Below are 16,739 nucleotides of genomic sequence, written 5' to 3'. Positions count from 1 at the left end.
AACCGCCGGATCAGGTCCGTCGGGCCGCCTGCGGTGCCGCCCTCGCTGGGGCGGCTAGGGGTTGTCGGCCCGAGTGGTGCCTTCCTACGGTTTGTCCGACGAGCTCGCCGGCAGCCGCTTTCAGACGAGGTGCATTGATGATCAAAGTGCGAGGCCTCGCGAAGACCTTCAAGGCGCGACGCACGGCGGTACCGGCGGTGCGCGGCGTCGACATCGACGTCGCCGAGGGCGAGATGGTGGGCTTCCTGGGGCCGAACGGCGCTGGCAAGAGCACGACGCTGCGGATGCTCGCCACCCTTCTGCGCCCCACCGCGGGTGAGGCCGTCATCGCGGGCTGCGACCTGCTCTCGGATCCCGGCGGGGTACGGTTGCGGATCGGCTACGTGGGCCAGGGCAACGGCGCGGGCACCGGTCAGCGGGTGCGTGAGGAGCTTGTGATCCAGGCCCGCCTGTACGGGCTTCGGCCCGCTGCGGCCCTGCTCCGAGTCGACGAGTTGTTGGCCCGGTACGAGCTGGAGGCCTTGGCCGACCGCCTGGTGGGGACCCTCTCGGGTGGACAACGACGGCGCCTCGACATCGTCATGGGCGTCCTGCACAGGCCAGGACTGGTGTTCCTCGACGAGCCCTCGACGGCCCTCGACCCGCAGAGCCGCAACAACCTCTGGCAGCACATTCGCTCTCTGCGCGACGAGCACGGCTGCACCATCTTCCTCACCACCCACTACCTCGACGAGGTCGACGCACTGTGCGAGCGAATTCTGATCATCGACGACGGCCGCATCATCTCGGAGGGCACTCCGGACGGTCTCAAGGCCGGTATCTCCGGTGACCTGGTCACGCTCGCCACGATCGATCCGCCAGCGGCGGCAGCCGCCGCGGCCCGCATTCCGGACGTGCAGGACGTGACTGTTGACGGCCCACACCTGCGGTTCCGGGTGCCGGGTGGCGACGCCGTCGTGCCGGAGCTGATGCGCGTGCTCGAGTCGTACGGCAACAACGTTCTGTCGGTCCAGATCCAGCGACCCACCCTGGACGACGTCTTTCTCACCCTCACCGGGCGCAGCCTGCGAGAGGCCGACGCGGCCCCGGTGCCGTCATGAGGATGGTCATGCAACTCGCGCGGCAGACCGCACTGATCCTGCTCCGAAGCGCCCGGCCCTGGTACCGCAGCCCCATCGCGGTCTTCGTGGGGCTGTCTGGGCCGCTGATCTACCTCGTCCTCTTCGGCCCGCTGCTCAAGAGCAGCCTGGGCGGTGACTCCTGGCAGTGGTTCGTGCCCGGCATGCTGATGCAGCTCACCGTCTTTGGCGCTGCGTACGCGGGTTTCTCGCTGACTCCGGAGCTGCGCAACGGCGTGATGGAGCGGTTGTGGGTCGCCCCGGTCAGCCGCACGGCGCTGCTGCTGGGCCGGGTGCTCAGCGATGTGGCGCAGTTGATGTTGCAGGGTGTGCTGCTGTTGGTGGTGGCCGTCCTGTTCGGCTTCCACACCTCGCTGGCGGCGATGGGGCTGGCCCTTGCCCTGGTGGCGGTGCTCGGTGCGGGGCTCAGTTCGGCGTCGTACGCGTTGGCGCTGTGGATCCGCGAGGAGAATCGCTTCGCGCCGCTGCTGAGCATGCTGCTGCTGCCGTTGATGCTGCTGTCGGGTGTGCTGCTGCCGATGGAGAGCGCACCCGGCTGGCTGCACACCCTGTCGCGGATCAATCCGCTGACCTACGTGGTCGACGCTCTGCGGGCCATCACGACCCAGCGCTACGCCGCCGACGAGACGCTGATCGGGCTGGCCGTGACCATCGGGCTGGGCGCGGCGTGTGCCTTCTGGGGGCTGCGGGCGATGGCCCGCGAGCAGACCTGACCCGACGGACGTGACGCGGGCCGTCCGCTGCGGAGACAAGCAGCGGACGGCCCGGCCTTCAGGCAATGGCGGTCAGCCGGTCGAGCCCGACCGGCAGGGCGTCGCGGCCGGTCAGCTTCAACTTCCGGTAAACCCGGGTCAGGTGTTGTTCGACAGTGCTCATCGTGATGTAGAGCTTGACGGCGATCTCGCGGTTGGTCAGGCCGGCCGCCGCCAGGGTGGCCACCCGCCGTTCGGCGTCGCTGAGCACCGGCGTGTCGCCGAGGTAGGCACCGTCCGCGTCGCCACCCGCCGAGCCGGATTCGGCGGACGTCGCCGCGAGCCGGGCGAGCATCGGCGTCACCCGCTGCGCCTCGGTCAGCCGGTCGGCGCGCCGCGGCATGGTCCGGGCCCGCCGGTGCTCACCCAGCGTCTGGTACGCGTGGCCGAGCCCGGCCAGCGCCCGACCAGACTCGGCTCTGTCCCTGCCGTCGATCAACTCATCGAACGCCTGGTGCAGCAGGGCCGAACGGTAGCGGGTGTCGGTGTCGGCGACGGCCGCGCGATGCCGCAGCGGGGTGCCGCGGCTGCGGGAGACCGGCCACCCGGTGCGTGAGCTCTGCTCCTCGACCAGCCAGCGGGCCTGCTCCGACTTGCCCAGCCGCAGGTTCGCTCGTGCCGCGGCGGTGCGCCACGGCACAAGGCTGGGGGAGTCGATGCCCCAACCACGCATCAGCTCACCGCAGGTGAGGAAGTCGGCGAGCGCAGCCTGGGAGCGGTTCGTGGCCAGGTGATACTCACCGCGGGCGTACAGGTAGTGCAGGCCGAACCGGGTCCGGAAGATGTCGTCGGGCACCGGCAGGGCGGCGTACTCGACCGCCGCCGCCAGGTCCCCGTCCATGGTGGCCGTCAGCAGCAGGCACGACAGCGGGCCACCTACCGCGACGCCCCAGGCTTCCTCCGGAAGGTGGGCCAGCGCGAGTTGAGCCTGAGCGGTCGTGGCGGCGAGATCGCCCTTGCGCAGTGTCGTCTCGGCGTGCAGGGCAGCGAGCCGGGCCCGCCACGCCGCGCTGCCGACCCGCGCGGCTCGGTCCATCACGACCTCGCAGGCGGCTGCGGCACGGCCGAGCTCGTCGGCGTAGATGAGTGCGAGCAGGGCGGACTCGACCTGGTCGAAGGAGTCCGAGGTGGGCTGCGCCGCCAGCAATATGCGGTCCGCCGCCGCGAGGTCGTGCTCGTCAGCCTGTTGGGTCAGCACGCGGTGCAGGATCGCCGCACCGGTGCGCTCTTCGTTCGGGCCGATCTGGTCGGGATAGCCGAGGTGGTCGACCAGCGTGGGGTAGGAGACCGAGACGAGCAGGCGAAGCTCCTGCAGATCGGCCGGGCGGATGACGTCGGCGTTCTCGCCGACGACGGTCACGGCCTCCGCAACGTCGGCGAAGGATCCCTGCCTCAGCAGGTAGCGCAACAGGGCCGGAGTGTGTTCTCCGCCGGCGCGGATCTCCGCCAGCGCGCCGCGCACATTGGCTGAGCTGCGCGCCATGCTGAACGACGGGAGCTGCCACTCGACGCCGGTCAGTCGGACCAGCACGTCGGCGAGCCGACGACAGTCGGCGCCGTGCTTGCGAGCCAGCTCAAGGCAGCGATGCGCGAAGCCGGCGTCATCGGAGACCGCCTCGTCGGCGGCCTGGCACAAGGTGTCGATCATCCAGTCGTGACCGGGGTCGTCGGCGGCCAGCAGGTGTCGGGCGACGCGCTCGGCTGTGGCACCACGGGCATGCAGGAGCCGTGCGGTCTGCCGGTTGAACCAGCCGATCTCCGCGGGGGCGGCGTCGTCGAGGATGGCGTCGCGCACGGCGGTGTGACACGGCTTGTCCTGGCGCGCCAGCCCGGTGCGGTTCAGCTGCCCGAGGAGCTGCCCGACCCGCGTCGGGTTCAGGCCGAGCAGGGCGGTGACGAGCTCCGCCGAGCTGGAATCGCCCAGCACGGCCGCAGCCCGGGCCACGCCGACGACCCCGTCGTCGTAGCGGCCGAGACAGCTGCGTACCGCCTGGCGGAAGAAGTCGCCGTAACCGAGTGCGGCGCGGGATGCCGTTTCCGTGTCCCCGGCCGTAGGCGCTTCCCAGTCGTCCAGCAAGGCGTGCACCAGTGCCGGGTTGCCACCGCTGATGGCGTGGCAGCGAGCGCTGAGGGCGTCGTCTGACCGACCCGTGCGCCGGGCGACGATCTCGCTCACTCCGAACCGGGAGAGCACCTCCAACTCGATGTGGCGACCCCCCGCCCGCCGCAGTGGCGTAGCCGGGTGCGAGCTGCTGTCGTCCGGCAGATCCGCGACCACGAGCAGGACGCGGCTGCCACCGATGCGCTGAGCGAGTGTCGCCAGGCAGAGCAGCGACGCATCATCCGTCTGGCGGGCGTCGTCGACGCAGATGAGCAGCGGCGTCCGAGTGGCGAGGTCGAGCAGGAGCGCGCAGAGGTCATCGGCCGACGACCTCTGCAAGGCGGCAGGTCCGCCGCCGTCACGACCGGTGGACCACCGACGGGCTGCCTGCTCTGTGCCAGGGGCCGCCAGCGCGGCCTCGCTCAGCAACTGGCCCAGAACGCCGAGCGGAAGGTCGCGCTCGCTCGTCGAGCTGGCGGCGTAGAGAACAGTTGCGCCGGACTGTGCGGCGGTGGAGCAGAGATCGGCCAGGAGTGTGGTCCTGCCGCTGCCAGCCGGACCGGCCACGGTGACCAGACCGCCCTGACCCTGCAGGGCTGCCGCCAGCCGTTCGCGGAGAATCCGAACAGGTTCTTGTCTTTCTACCAAGACGTGCGCGTCTAACACCAGATGCCCCCGTTCAAATGCTGTGCCATATCATCGCGCTTAGAGGATTGTCAATTTGTCCAACGCGCCTCCTTGGGGGTTGATGAATCGCGAGCAACGGGCAACATGCTACGCGAATACTCAGCTGATCTCAGCCGGCCGGGGATGACACGGGCATTGCGTCCATAGCGGACCTGCTTGAATTTCCTAGACCATTGAAATACGGGGCGGTGCCCTAAGTCGGATGGCCCGTTTTGGGTGGTCATGCCGGTTGCGTTGCCACGGGCGACTGAGTGTCGGACGGCTGCGCCGTCCGAACCCTGCGCCCACAGTGGCCGGAATTGGCATGCTTTCCGAACTGCTCGGAATGGTCAGAAACGGGGAAAATGCCTGCCTCGCGGATTGTCTGCCCGCTTCGACCGTCGGTGCCGGGTCGTCGTAGTGCCGTCGCGCCGCGAAGCTTCCTCACGTAGGCGCGGAGAAGTCGTGCACGTGGAAATTTTACTCGTCAATTAAAATAGGCGCGTCATGGCTGTCGACTGGGGAGCTGCCTTGTCCCAATGGCGCAGTCCGATGCGCTGGCAACGTTTCAGACAGGCAGTGTTCTCTGCGTCTTGTCCGGGGCGTTGCGTGGCGGTGCCGGCACGCGGCAGATTTACCGCTGTCGCTTCTGCGCCGACAGGTGGGCAATCGCTCGAGCGCTGCTCAGGCTTCGACCGTTACCGCGGTGAGGATCAGGTCGTCCTTGATCAACCAGCGCCCGGTGAAGCCGGTCAGCGCCAGCGCGCCGTCGACACGTGTGCCCGGCACCAGCAGACGCGCGGTGAAGACTCCGGCCGCCGCATCCACGGTCAGCTCGGCCTCGTCGAAACCCAGCATCCGGTGCGTCAGCGGATACCAGGCCTTGTAGACCGACTCCTTCGCGCTGAACAGCAGCCGGTCCCAGCAGGTGGCGGGAAGCCGCTCGGTCAGCTCGGCCAAGCGCCGCCGTTCGGCCGGCAGTGTGACCGCATCGAGGACCCCCGTCGGTAGGGCCGCATGCGGTTCTGCGTCGATACCCAGGCTGGCAAGGCTGGTGCGGGCCGCGACGGCAGCGCCGCGGTAGCCGGCGCAGTGGGTGATGCTGCCGACCACGCCGGTCGGCCAGGTCGGCTCGCGCCGGGGACCGGGCACGATCGGCGTCGGCGCGACGCCCAGCCCGGCCAGCGCCTCGCGCGCGCAGCGGCGGGCGGTGACGAACTCTCGCCGGCGGGACTCGACCGCCTGGGCGACGGCGGCCTCCTCACCCGGAAACACCGCCTCGTCGTCGAGATCGCGGAAGGTTTCGGAGACGCTGGTGCCCGCCGGGAGCAGGTTCTCAATCACCGTACGCCCGCCGGGACGTCCAGGACGGCGCGCAGGGCGCGGGGAGTGTCACCACGCCGGGGCCGCCACTCCCGCGGGTAGCCCAGCGACACCTCCTCGAATCGTACGCCATCGTGGACGGTGCTCCGGGGAATGTGGAGATGGCCGTAGACCGCCAGCTCAGCACGGAACCGCACGTGCCAGTCCGCGGTCAGCTCGGTGCCGCACCATTGGGCGAACTCGGGGTAGCGCAGCACCTCGGTCGGTCGCCGGATCAGCGGCCAGTGACTGACCAGCACGGTATGCAGGGCCGGATCGACGGCTCCGAGCCGCCGTTCGGTCTCGGCGACCCGGGCCCGGCACCACGCCTCGCGACTCGGGTAGGGATCCGGGTGCAACAACACCTCGTCGCTGCACACCACCCCTGTGTCGTACGCGTACTGCAGCGACTCGCTCTTGTTCCTGGTGCCCGGCGCCCGAAACGAGTAGTCGTAGAGGAGGAACAGTGGCGCGATCAAGAGGGGACCGCCTTCGCCCGGCCAGACCGCGTAGTCATCCTCGGGCGTCAGTACGCCCAACTCACGGCTGGCCTCGACGAGCGCGCGGTAACGGTCGTCGCCCCGCAGCCGTACCGGATCCTGCGGGTGGGTCCACAGCTCGTGATTGCCGGGCGCCCAGATCACCTTGGCAAACCGCCGGCTGAGCATCCGCAGCACCTCGACGACCTCGTCGAATATCTCGCCGACGTCGCCCGCGACGAGAAGCCAGTCCTCGTCGGACTCCGGCCGCAGCGCGTCGGTGACCTGGCGATTTTCCGGGTACGACACGTGCAGGTCGCTGACGGCGAAGAGAGTGCCACTCATGGTGATCACCGTAACGAGCGATCCGGCCCGGGTCCATACACCCCTACCGCAGTCAGGGGTGCTCAAGGGGGTGAGACCGCCGCCCCAGGCGCCGAGTCTCTCGTGCCCGCTGCCGTGCAGGAGAAGGGCGTCCTCCGGGTCGCCACCGCCGAGGGCTGCCCGCTTTCCCGGTCTCATCCCCGGAGCGTCGGCGCTTGATTGGATAGGTATTCGTCAATAGATTGAGGATGGGCGCCGCCGAGGTCCGGGCTACCGGGCCGTCGGCGGCTGACAGGTCCACCCCGAGCCGGGCACGTCGGTCGTACGCACCGACCAGTCGCTGTGGCGCGCCGCCGCGCCGCCTCCGTCCCAGCTCGATGGCAGAAGGACCCTCCATGACGATTCTCCGTGCCCGCCCCGCCTCGACCCTCGCGGTCGTCGCCGCGCTGGCCGCCGTGACCGCGACCGGAACAGCCCTGCTCACCGGCCCGGCTGCGGCCGCCCAGGGCTGCCGGGTCGACTACACGCCCAACCAGTGGCCCGGCGGGTTCACCGCCAGCATCAAGGTCGCTCCCGGCGACACCGCCGTCTCCAACTGGACAGTCACCTGGACGTACGCCGGGGACGAGCGGGTCACCAGCGGCTGGAACGCCACGGTCACCCAGTCCGGATCGACGGTGACCGCTCGCAACATGTCGTACAACGGCAGCGTCCCGGCCGGCGGCTCGACCGAGTTCGGCGTGCAGGGCACGTTCGGCTCCGGCGGCGGCGTGCCGACCGGGTTCAGCCTGAACGGCGTACCGTGCAACGGCGCCGGCCCGACCCCGACCATTGCGCCGCCGACCACCGCGCCGCCGACCATTGCGCCGCCGACCACCGCGCCGCCGACCACGGCGCCTCCGACCACGGCGCCGCCGACCACGGCGCCTCCGACCACGGCGCCGCCGACCACGGCGCCTCCGACCGGGTGTGCCGGGGCGGTGCTCTGCGACGGCTTCGAGAACCAGACCGGCTCGACGCCGTCCGGCGACTGGACGGTGGTGAGCCCGGACTGTTCCGGCGCCGGCACGGCCACCATCGACACGGCAACCACGCACAGTGGCAGCCGGGCGGTCCGGATCAACGGCGCCGCCGGGTACTGCAACCACGTCTTCATCCGGTCCACGAAGAACCTCAGCAGCCTGGGCAGTGTCCGGTACGGCCGGATCTGGGTCCGGCACACCACCGCCCAGCCCACCGATCACACCACGATGATGGCGATGACCGACGCGGCCGACAGCAACAAGGACCTGCGGTTGGGCGGCCAGAACGGCGCCGTGCAGTGGAACCGCGCCTCCGACGACGCGACCCTGCCCGAGCAGAGTCCGGCCGGGGTGGCGCAGAGCGTGCCGCTGCCCACCAACCGCTGGTCGTGTCTGGAGTTCATGGTGGATGGTGCGGGCGGTCAGCTCCGTACCTGGCTGGACGGCACCGCCATCACCGGGCTGACCGCGGACGGTGTGCCGACGCACGACATCGACGGCCAGTGGTACAACCGCACCTGGCGGCCGCAGCTCGCCGACCTGAAGCTGGGCTGGGAGAGCTACGGTGCCGGAGCCGACACGCTCTGGTACGACGATGTCGCGATCGGGGCCAGTCGGATCGGCTGCTGACCCAGTAGATGTGTCAAGGGTGTGACCCGGTAGCCGTGTCACACCCTTGACCATCTTCGACCGTCGACGGCCTCCCGCGGACAACTCTGCGCGGTAGCGGCGCAGACCTAGGTTCGAGGCCCGTAGGTGAGCCGGCGTAGGACGACCTCGGCCGGTCCGGCCTGCCCGCGCCTGTGGAGCAGGCTCGCGATCAGCACGGATACCAGCCAGATGGTGACCGCGATGAGCACACCGGCAACCGTGGGGTTGCCGAGGCGCTGACCCAGGGCGAGCGTGAAGGGCGCCAGGAGGAGGAGCCACGCCACCGACTGGAACAGATACCCGGACAGGGAACGTTGGCCCAGGGCGCTGAGCGCACCGACGACGGGACCGGGCCGGGTCACCCGCAGGGCGACCAGGCCGAAGAGCGCCGCGTAGCCCGGACCGGCGAACATGCCGCTGGCACCGTGGAGCATGAGGATCAGGTTGGCGGTCGGTTCGTCGACGTGCAGCCATCCGGCGCTGACCAGAGCGGCCGGCAGACCCCCGGCGGTGGCGATGCCGAGCCCCAGGGCCGCGGTCCACCGGAGCAGGGCCCGGTGCCGGGTCAGCTCCTCCAGGACGCGGCGGCGGGCGGCCCACATGCCCAGCCAGGCGATGACGATGAAGGGAACGACGGTCAGCGTGTGCGTCGGCCACTCGCCGAGGCGATCCGCGATGGAGGCCAGGTAGTCGGACGCGGCGAGTGAGTCGACGTGGCCCGCCGGCAGCGGTGCTGATCCGCCTGAGCCCGCCATGCTGCTCGCCACGATGGCGCCGAGGATCAGGACCTCGACCGCCATCAGCGCCCAGAGCACCAGGACGATCCGGTGGAGTTTCTCGCCGCGGCGCAGCAGCAGGACGGTCATCACGACCCCGACGATGCCGTACGCGCCGAGGAAGTCGCCGTAGTACAGCAGCGCGGCGTGGGCGAACCCGAAGGCGACGAGCCAGAGGTTGCGGCGCAGCAGCACCGAGCGGACCTGCCGGGGCGTGGCGCCGGCGGCGTCCTGGCGCCGGGCGAGCTGAACCAGTCCGTAGCCGAACATCACGGCGAAGACCGGGTAGCCGCGTGCGTGCACGAGCTCGAAGAGCAGGAAGTTGAGGCCGCGGTCGAGGCCGACCGGTGTGGCATCCAGGCCGGGCTCGCCGGCGAAGACGACCCCGGCGACGTTGGCCAGGGCGATGATCAGCAGCATCGCTCCCCGGGTCAGATCCGGCGCGAGGGCGCGTTCGGCGCGCAGGACCGGCCCTCTCGATGTCCGCCGTGGTGCCGTGTCAATGCTCATGGTCGTCCTCCCCGAAGCCTGCATTAGTATGTCCGAGAAAGTATCACAGGCAAACTAATGCGGTCTGACATGATGGTGCCTGTTTCCGTGAAGGCGAACGAGGGGGCCATGACCAGCGAGGACTTCATCCCGGCTCGGCTGCGCAGGCTGTGGGGCAGGTCGGAGACTTCGCGCCTCGGGCGGCCGGCGGGCCTCGACGTCAACCGCGTCGTCACCGCGTCGGTGGAGATCGCCGACCGCGACGGGCTCGGTGGGGTGACCCTTCCCAAGGTCGCCAAGAACCTCGGCGTCACCGGGATGTCGCTCTACCGGTACGTCGGATCCAAGGACGAACTGCTCGAACTGATGGCCGACGCCGCCCTGGGCGGGCCGCCGAGCATCCCCATTGACGACTGGCGTCACGGGCTGCGCAGCTGGGCCTTCGCGCATCGCGCGGTGCTCCACCGTCGGCCGTGGATGACGCGCGTGCCCACCTCCGGGCCGCCGTCCGGGCCGAACCAGATCGCCTGGATGGAGACGGGGCTGGCGGTGCTGTCCGGCACCCGCCTCGACTGGGCGCACAAGATTGGCGTCCTGTCGCTGATCAGCGGCTACGTCACGCAGTCGGTCCGGCAGTACAGCGACCTCGCCGAGGGCAGGGCCGAAGGCCAGGGACAGGCCGACGCCGAGCGCGACTACGGCCGCGCGCTGGTACGGCTCGTCGAGCCCGAGCGCTTCCCCGAGACTGCCCGGCTGTTCTCCTCGACGCTGTTCGAGGCGCCGCCGTCGGACACTCCTGACGCGACGATCGCCGACGCGGACTTCACGCTCGGACTGGACCTGATCCTCGACGGCGTCGCCGTCCGGGTTGGACGTCCGACCGCGAAGGCGTGAGCCGGAGCCGGGTGTCTTTCGTGCGAGCCGAGCGCGGCTGATGCCGAGCAGCGGCGCGTCGAGGGGGTCCTGTTTCCCGACGTCGCCGCTGCCCGGCCCGGCCCGGGATCTACTCGTTCAGGCCGGGATGATGTTGTGGTTGACGCGGAAGACGTTGGTCGGGTCGTAGCTGCGCTTGACCGAGACCAGCCGCTCGTACGTCTCCGGCGAGTAGGCCGCCGCTACCCCTTCGGCACTGGCATCGCTGGCGCCCAGGAAGTTGACGAACCGCCTGCCGGTGCTCCACGGCTGGATGGCCTGGAACAGGCCGGTCAGGTAACCCCGGAACGCCTCGGCCTGGTCCGGCCCGCCGATCGCGACGGCGTAGAAGGTGAAATCGGCGTCTCGCAGGTCGACCGCGTTCGTCGGCTCCGGGCGGCGGTCGAGAGCCCCACCGAGGTGCCGGATCTCCAGCACGGTCAGCGGGCTGCCCGCGCCCGGGCCGGCCTGAGCGATGATCGTGTCGACCAGTTCCGGGGTGAACTCCCGTAGCAGCGCCGAGCGGTCCACGAACGGGATCGGGGTCGGCGGGTCGGCGTGGATCGAGCCGACCGCGCTGTACGGCATTTCGGTCACCGAGTCGATCAGTGTCGGGGCGATCGCGCGCAGCGGAGCGATCAGCCGCTCGCCCTCCTCCGCCGCGCCGAGGTAGGCGATCCGTACGTGCGCCACCAGCCGGCCGCGCAGCGGCTCGGGCACCTCGGGGGCCGGCGGCAACTGCAGCAACGCGATCGACGAGGTCACCTCGTCCGGTACGCCGGCGGTCCACCGTCCCCACGCCTTCAGCACCTCGGCCGCCTGCTCACCCGGGAAGAAGAGGCCACCGCCGTAGATGTGGCTGACCGGGAACAGGGCGAATTCCAGCGCGGTGACCACGCCGAAGTTGCCCTTGCCGCCCCGCAGCGCCCAGAACAGCTCGGGCTCGTTGGTCGCGGTCACCGTGCGCAGCTCGCCGTCTGCGGTGACGAGTTCGATCAGGTGGACGTGGTCGGAGGCGAGGCCGAAGGTGCGGCCGATCGGGCTCAACCCACCGCCGAGCGTGTAGCTGACCGCGCCGACGGTCGGAGCCGCTCCGTTGAGTGGTGCCAGCCCGTGCTTGGCCGCCGCCTCGACGACCTGCTGCCACCGTACGCCGGCCTCGATCCTGGCCGTGCGTGCCTCGGCGTCGATGGTGACCGCGTCCATCCGCCGGGTGGTGATCAGGAGCGCTCCGGCCGAGGGAAGCGCGGAGTGACCGGTGGCGAGCACCGCGACCGGCAGGCCCTGCTCGGCGGCGAAGCGGACAGCGGCTTGCACGTCGGCGGCGTTGGCGGCGCCGACCACGAGCGCCGGCTGCTGCGGAACGGCGAGGTTGTATGACGCGCATTCGACGTCGTACCGCTCGTTACCGGGGAGTAGTACTGGTCCGACCGTCTGGGCGGCGAGACGTGCTGCGGCATCCTCCGTGATCGGAGCGCCGTTGTCGGTTGGTTTGTGGATGGGGTGCATTTGAGCTTTGCCTTCCGCAGGGACGTGTGACCGTATCCGGAGGCAATGGTGCGCCGATTAGTTCGGAAATTCGGCTCACTTGAGAGCTGGTTCACGCCGCCGATGATCATGTCGACCACATGGCGAGACAGTGGGGCGGCCCAGGTCCGCCCCACTGTCGGCGACGAGTCCGTCACCTATCGATCGCCTTGTCAGGTGGTGACGACGACGGCGGCACGACCATCGCCGTTGACAGACGGATTTCGATGTCCGATCACATTCGCCCCAGCGAAGGTGGGCAAATTTCTGGCATCAGCGGCATCGTGGCAGCGGATTATCTATCGAACGGGTGCCGTGGTTCTGCTTGGCGTTGTAAGGGCAGCGGAAAAGGCTGCGCCACATCGAAAGAGAAAATAGTCGATCAGTCGCTTCCGGGATTGCCTCGGTCCGCCGTGCTGTTCGGCCGTGACGCGACGACTCCACGGCGCAGCAGCGGCAGAAGCTGCTCGCCCTGGCGTTTGATCTCTGGCAGGTAGGGCGTGTCGGAGAGCACGAAGTGGGTGATGCCGATGCTCTCGTACTTGCGCAATGAGCTCGCCACGTCCTCGGCCGAACCGACCAACCAGGTGGTGCCGGCCCCGCCGCCGCCGAACCTGCCGGGTGCGGTGTAGAGGTTGTCGTCGAGCACGTCTCCGCGTGCGATGAGGTCGAGCAGCCGCCGCTGGCCGACGGCAGCCTGCCAGTGCGGGTTGCGTTGGATGCCGCCGGTGCGCTGCGCCAACTGGGAGACCTTCGCCTCGGCGTCGGCCCACGCCTGGTCGGTGGTGTCCCTGACCAGGGTGGTGACCCGTAACCCGAACTCCAACGGAGCGTGCTCGCGCCCCAACTTCTCGCTGAGCTGCTTCAGCCTCTCGATCCGCTCGGCCACGTCGTCGAGTGGCTCGCCCCAGAAGAGTTGGACGTCGGCCTCGGTGGCGGCCACCTCCTCGGCGGCGGCTGACGCGCCGCCGAAGTACAGCGGCGGGTGCCTTCGCTCGCCGCGGACGACCGGTCGGGCCGCCAGGGTGGAGTCGGTGACGCTGAAGTGCTCGCCACGGTAGGTGACGGTGTCGTCGGTCCACAACCTGCGAACGATCTGGAGGAATTCCCTGGTCCGGGCGTAGCGGGCGGACTGGTCGCCGTCGGTGTCGCCGTACGCCGCCAGGTTGTCCTTGCCCGACACGATGTTGATGAGCACCCGCCCCCGGGTGAGGTGGTCCAACGTCGCGGCGGCGGAGGCGAAGTTGGCCGGACGCCAGTAGCCGGGCCGGATAGCGATCAGCGGTTGGAATGTCGTCGTGCGGGCGGCCAGCGCGGTGGCGACCGTGAAGGTGTCGGGGCGTCCCCAGCCGGTGCCGATGAGCGCGCCGGACCACCCGTGCTGCTCCAGGGCCTGGGCGTGGGCGGTGAGGGTGTCGAGGCTGTTGTGGTGCTGGACGACGTCGTCGCCGCGGTGGCCAGGTTCGACCTGGTTGGGGATGTACCAGAGATACTCGGAACTCATCAGCGGCTCTTTCTGCTCGGTCGGGGGAGCCGGTGGGGTGGCGGCACCCGCGGGTCGCGCTGGCGGGCCGTCACGTCCGCGCGATCGGGTGGAGCGTGAACGCGTGGGCATGCTGGTCGGCCCAGTTCGCGGCGACCTCGTCCGCCTGCGCCAACTGCGACTCCCGTACGGCGAGCGGCGGGGCCGGGACCTGCGCGCCCAGTTCGACCAGGAGGTCGCGCAGGGCCGCCGCCGCCGCATCCGCGTGCGTCGGCGACGCGGCCACGGCGACCGGTACGGCGGTCACGTCGGCCAACTGCCGATGCTCGAGCTGGTCGAGGAAGACCTTCAGGAGGCCGGTGTAGCTGCCCTTGTAGGCCGGAGTCGCCACGACGAGCAGCCGCGCCGACCGCACCGTCTCGAACGGATCAGGACCGGCCGTGGCCCCGTACGCCGGTTCCGGCCCGAAGGACACCCCGACGATGTCGGCCAGCTCCAACACCTCGACGCTGTCGGCCGAGTCGCCAGTTCGGGCGAGCAACGCCCTGGCCACGGCCTCGGCGACCGCGCGGGTACGCGACCCGGCGCGCGGGTTCCCGACCAGCACGACGACGTCCGCGCCCGACGGCCGTCCGCCGGTCACCGAGCCACCCCGGCGAGGTGTGGCGTCGGCGCACCCCCACGTCGGCGCGCCGGGTCGGCCAGTGACGGCGGCTGGTATCCGGCGTCGGCGGGGTTGAGCGTGGTGCCGGGCGGAACGATGGCGTCGATGCGGTCCAGCAGGTCCCGGGACAGCGTCACCTTGGCGGCGCCGAGCTGTGACTCCAGGTGGGCCAGCGTGCGCGGCCCGATGATCGCCGACGTGACGGCCGGGTGCTCCAGAACGAACGCGATGGCCAGGTGGATCAGCGACAGCCCGGCCTCGTCGGCGAGGGCGGCCAGCTTGTCGACGGCAGCGAGCTTGGCGGCGTTGGCCGGTTGCGTCGGGTCGAACCGGGCCGGGAGCCGGTCGGCCCGGCGGGAGATCGGGGCGTCGAGCCCGGAGTGGTAACGCCCGGAGAGCCAACCGCCGGCCAGTGGGCTCCACGGGATCACCGCCAGCCCGTAGCGCTGCGCCACGGGCAGCACCTCGCGTTCGATCTCGCGGGCCAGGATCGAGTACGGCGGCTGCTCGCTGACCACCCGCTCCCGGCCGCGTCGCTGCGCCAGCCACTGGCCCTCCACGATGGCCGACGGCTCGAACGTGGAGGTGCCGATGTAGCGGATCTTGCCCTGGCGCACCAGGTCGGTGAGCGCGCCCAGGGTCTCGTCGAAGTCGGTGTCCGGGTCCGGCCGGTGCGCCTGGTACAGGTCGATCCAGTCGGTGCCCAGCCGGCGCAGGCTGTTCTCCACCGCCCGGACGATCCAGCGGCGGGAGTTGCCCCGGTGCTGCGGGTTGTCGCCGACCTGGCCGTGGAACTTGGTGGCGAGGAAGACCTCGTCCCGACGCCCGCCGGCGAGGGCCTTGCCGACGATCTCCTCGGACTCGCCGTGGGAGTAGACGTCGGCGGTGTCGATGGCGTTGATGCCTCCGTCGAGCGCCCGGTGGATGATCCGGATCCCGTCCTCGTGGTCGGGGTTGCCCCGTTGGCCGAAGTTCATCGCACCCAGCGTCAGCGAGCTGATTCGTACGCCGGTGTGCCCGAAGGGTCGTTGGTCGACCATCGTTCGTCCTCTCCAGGTGGTCAGTGGTGTGCGGCGGCGAGCCGCCGTGCGGACTGGTTGGCCGGGCGGGGCAGCCCGTAGTGGTCGCGCAGCGTGGCCCCGGTGTACTCGGTGCGGAACAGACCCCGGCGCTGGAGGATCGGGACGACGTGGTCGACGAACGTCTCCAGCCCGGACGGCAGGACTGGCGGCATGATGTTGAAGCCGTCGGCGGCGCCGCTGCGGTACCACTCCTCGATGGCGTCGGCGACCTGCTCCGGCGTGCCGGCGAAGGTCCGGTGTCCGCGTCCGCCGCCGAGCCGGCCGATGAGCTGGCGTACGGTCAGGCGTTCCCGCCGGGCCAGGGTGACGATCAGCGTGTACCTGCTCTTGGCGCCCTCGATCTCATCCTCGCTGGGCAGGTCGGCGGGCAGTTCCTTGTCCAGGTCGAGGTCTTCCGGGGCGACCCGCAGCGTGGTGGCGAGCTGAGCCCGGGCGTACTCGGGTTTGATCAACCGATCCAGCTCTTCCTCCAGCTTGCGGGCCTCCGCCTCGGTGGCGCCGACCGCCGGCACGATGCCCGGCAGGATCTTGACGGTGCCCGGGTCGCGGCCGAACTGCGCGGCACGCCGCTTGAGGTCGCGATAGAACTCCTGCGCCTCGGCGAGCGTCTGCTGCGCGGTGAAGACGGCCTCGGCGTACCGGGCGGCCAGCTCCTTGCCGTCCTCCGACGACCCGGCCTGCACCAGCAGCGGGTAGCCCTGCGGCGAGCGGGGGACGTTGAGCGGGCCGGCCACCCGGAAGTACCGTCCGACGTGGCCGGGCGGGTAGAGCAGGCCGTCGTCGCCCCACCGCCCGGCGTCCTTGTCGCCGAGCGGCGCGTCGTCGTCCCAGCTGTCCCAGAGCTTCAGCGAGACCTCGAGGAACTCGGCGGCTCGCTCGTACCGGTCCCGGTGGGCGGGCAGCTCGTCCAGGTTGAAGTTCCGGGCCGCATCCACGCCGGCCGTGGTGACGATGTTCCAACCGGCCCGGCCGCCACTGATGTGGTCCAGCGACGCGAACCGGCGGGCCAGGTTGAACGGCTCGTTGTACGTCGTCGAGGCGGTCGCGATGAGCCCGATGTGGTTGGTCGCGCCGGCCAGGGCGGTGAGCAGCACGGTGGGTTCGAGCGTGCCCGACGGCCGTCGGCCGATGCTGTTCCAGAGCACCGGACTGTCGGCCAGGAAGAGCGAGTCGAGTTTGCCCCGCTCGGCGATGCGGGCCAGGCGCGTGAAGTGCTCGACGTCGGTCTGCGCGAACGGGTCGCTCTCCGGCAGCCGCCAGGCCGCCTCGTGGTGGCCCACGCCCATCAGGAACGCGTTGAGGTGCAGCAT

The 16,739-nt window shown here is 70.3% G+C and carries 13 protein-coding genes; 4 read left to right on the top strand and 9 right to left on the bottom strand.

Annotated elements, in window-relative coordinates; translation table 11 throughout:
- The first annotated feature begins 137 nt into the window (after positions 1–137).
- On the top strand, positions 138–1,100 hold the full coding sequence (locus HNR20_RS03080) for an ATP-binding cassette domain-containing protein (RefSeq protein ID WP_184176301.1): 963 nt from the start codon (positions 138–140) through the stop codon (positions 1,098–1,100).
- The gene (locus HNR20_RS03075; protein ID WP_221309678.1) at positions 1,097–1,852 is read left to right on the top strand and encodes an ABC transporter permease; all 756 of its coding nucleotides are present in this window, start codon (positions 1,097–1,099) and stop codon (positions 1,850–1,852) included. Before HNR20_RS03080 ends, HNR20_RS03075 begins: the two co-directional genes overlap by 4 nt.
- A gap of 58 nt (positions 1,853–1,910) precedes the next feature.
- Here HNR20_RS03075 and HNR20_RS03070 read toward each other — a convergent pair whose 3' ends face one another.
- The 3 genes from HNR20_RS03070 to HNR20_RS03060 all read right to left on the bottom strand — a co-directional run bounded on the left by HNR20_RS03070 (position 1,911) and on the right by HNR20_RS03060 (position 6,844).
- On the bottom strand, positions 1,911–4,640 hold the full coding sequence (locus HNR20_RS03070; RefSeq protein WP_184176299.1) for a helix-turn-helix transcriptional regulator: 2,730 nt from the start codon (positions 4,638–4,640) through the stop codon (positions 1,911–1,913).
- Between the two features lie 702 nt (positions 4,641–5,342).
- Complete coding sequence (locus HNR20_RS03065; protein ID WP_184176297.1) at positions 5,343–6,002, bottom strand: 4'-phosphopantetheinyl transferase family protein; 660 nt, start codon at positions 6,000–6,002, stop codon at positions 5,343–5,345.
- Entirely contained in the window at positions 5,999–6,844 is an 846-nt protein-coding gene (locus tag HNR20_RS03060) for a metallophosphoesterase family protein (RefSeq protein ID WP_184176295.1), read from the bottom strand. The genes HNR20_RS03065 and HNR20_RS03060 overlap by 4 nt, the downstream gene beginning before the upstream one ends.
- A gap of 374 nt (positions 6,845–7,218) precedes the next feature.
- Here HNR20_RS03060 and HNR20_RS03055 point away from each other — a divergent pair, with 374 nt between their 5' ends.
- Positions 7,219–8,475, top strand: coding sequence for a cellulose-binding domain-containing protein (locus HNR20_RS03055; RefSeq protein WP_184176293.1), 1,257 nt, complete (start codon positions 7,219–7,221; stop codon positions 8,473–8,475).
- 107 nt (positions 8,476–8,582) lie between these two features.
- On the opposite strand, the gene HNR20_RS03050 is transcribed toward HNR20_RS03055, so the two are convergent.
- Entirely contained in the window at positions 8,583–9,782 is a 1,200-nt protein-coding gene (locus tag HNR20_RS03050) for a DUF418 domain-containing protein (protein ID WP_184176290.1), read from the bottom strand.
- Positions 9,783–9,890: 108 nt separating this feature from the next.
- On the opposite strand from HNR20_RS03050, the gene HNR20_RS03045 reads away from it, so the two are divergent.
- A complete protein-coding gene (locus HNR20_RS03045; RefSeq protein ID WP_184176288.1) occupies positions 9,891–10,655 on the top strand; it encodes a TetR/AcrR family transcriptional regulator in 765 nt (254 codons plus the stop codon).
- Between the two features lie 117 nt (positions 10,656–10,772).
- Here HNR20_RS03045 and HNR20_RS03040 read toward each other — a convergent pair whose 3' ends face one another.
- The 5 genes from HNR20_RS03040 to HNR20_RS03020 form a co-directional block, all read right to left on the bottom strand.
- Entirely contained in the window at positions 10,773–12,182 is a 1,410-nt protein-coding gene (locus tag HNR20_RS03040) for an FAD-binding oxidoreductase (RefSeq protein ID WP_184176286.1), read from the bottom strand.
- 400 nt (positions 12,183–12,582) lie between these two features.
- A complete protein-coding gene (locus HNR20_RS03035) occupies positions 12,583–13,704 on the bottom strand; it encodes an LLM class flavin-dependent oxidoreductase (RefSeq protein WP_184176284.1) in 1,122 nt (373 codons plus the stop codon).
- Positions 13,705–13,774: 70 nt separating this feature from the next.
- Positions 13,775–14,326 (bottom strand): NAD(P)H-dependent oxidoreductase, encoded by a 552-nt coding sequence (locus HNR20_RS03030; protein WP_184176282.1) that lies wholly within the window; start codon positions 14,324–14,326, stop codon positions 13,775–13,777.
- Positions 14,323–15,387: an aldo/keto reductase gene (locus tag HNR20_RS03025; protein ID WP_184176280.1), complete on the bottom strand. Its 1,065-nt coding sequence runs from the start codon at positions 15,385–15,387 to the stop codon at positions 14,323–14,325. The genes HNR20_RS03030 and HNR20_RS03025 overlap by 4 nt, the downstream gene beginning before the upstream one ends.
- Positions 15,388–15,407: 20 nt before the next feature.
- Positions 15,408–16,739 (bottom strand): LLM class flavin-dependent oxidoreductase, encoded by a 1,332-nt coding sequence (locus tag HNR20_RS03020; protein WP_184176278.1) that lies wholly within the window; start codon positions 16,737–16,739, stop codon positions 15,408–15,410.

The organism is Micromonospora parathelypteridis (assembly GCF_014201145.1).
Classification (GTDB): Bacteria; Actinomycetota; Actinomycetes; order Mycobacteriales; family Micromonosporaceae; genus Micromonospora; species Micromonospora parathelypteridis.
This window is presented reverse-complemented; position numbering and strand designations above follow the sequence as displayed.

Coding starts and splice junctions, on each gene's coding strand:
- HNR20_RS03080 (WP_184176301.1), top strand. CDS start 138: ATGATCAAAGTGCGAGGCCTCGCGAAGACCTTCAAGGCGCGACGCACG.
- HNR20_RS03075 (WP_221309678.1), top strand. CDS start 1,097: ATGAGGATGGTCATGCAACTCGCGCGGCAGACCGCACTGATCCTGCTC.
- HNR20_RS03060 (WP_184176295.1), bottom strand. CDS start 6,844: ATGAGTGGCACTCTCTTCGCCGTCAGCGACCTGCACGTGTCGTACCCG.
- HNR20_RS03055 (WP_184176293.1), top strand. CDS start 7,219: ATGACGATTCTCCGTGCCCGCCCCGCCTCGACCCTCGCGGTCGTCGCC.
- HNR20_RS03050 (WP_184176290.1), bottom strand. CDS start 9,782: ATGAGCATTGACACGGCACCACGGCGGACATCGAGAGGGCCGGTCCTG.
- HNR20_RS03045 (WP_184176288.1), top strand. CDS start 9,891: ATGACCAGCGAGGACTTCATCCCGGCTCGGCTGCGCAGGCTGTGGGGC.
- HNR20_RS03040 (WP_184176286.1), bottom strand. CDS start 12,182: ATGCACCCCATCCACAAACCAACCGACAACGGCGCTCCGATCACGGAG.
- HNR20_RS03035 (WP_184176284.1), bottom strand. CDS start 13,704: ATGAGTTCCGAGTATCTCTGGTACATCCCCAACCAGGTCGAACCTGGC.
- HNR20_RS03025 (WP_184176280.1), bottom strand. CDS start 15,387: ATGGTCGACCAACGACCCTTCGGGCACACCGGCGTACGAATCAGCTCG.
- HNR20_RS03020 (WP_184176278.1), bottom strand. CDS start 16,739: ATGCTGCACCTCAACGCGTTCCTGATGGGCGTGGGCCACCACGAGGCG.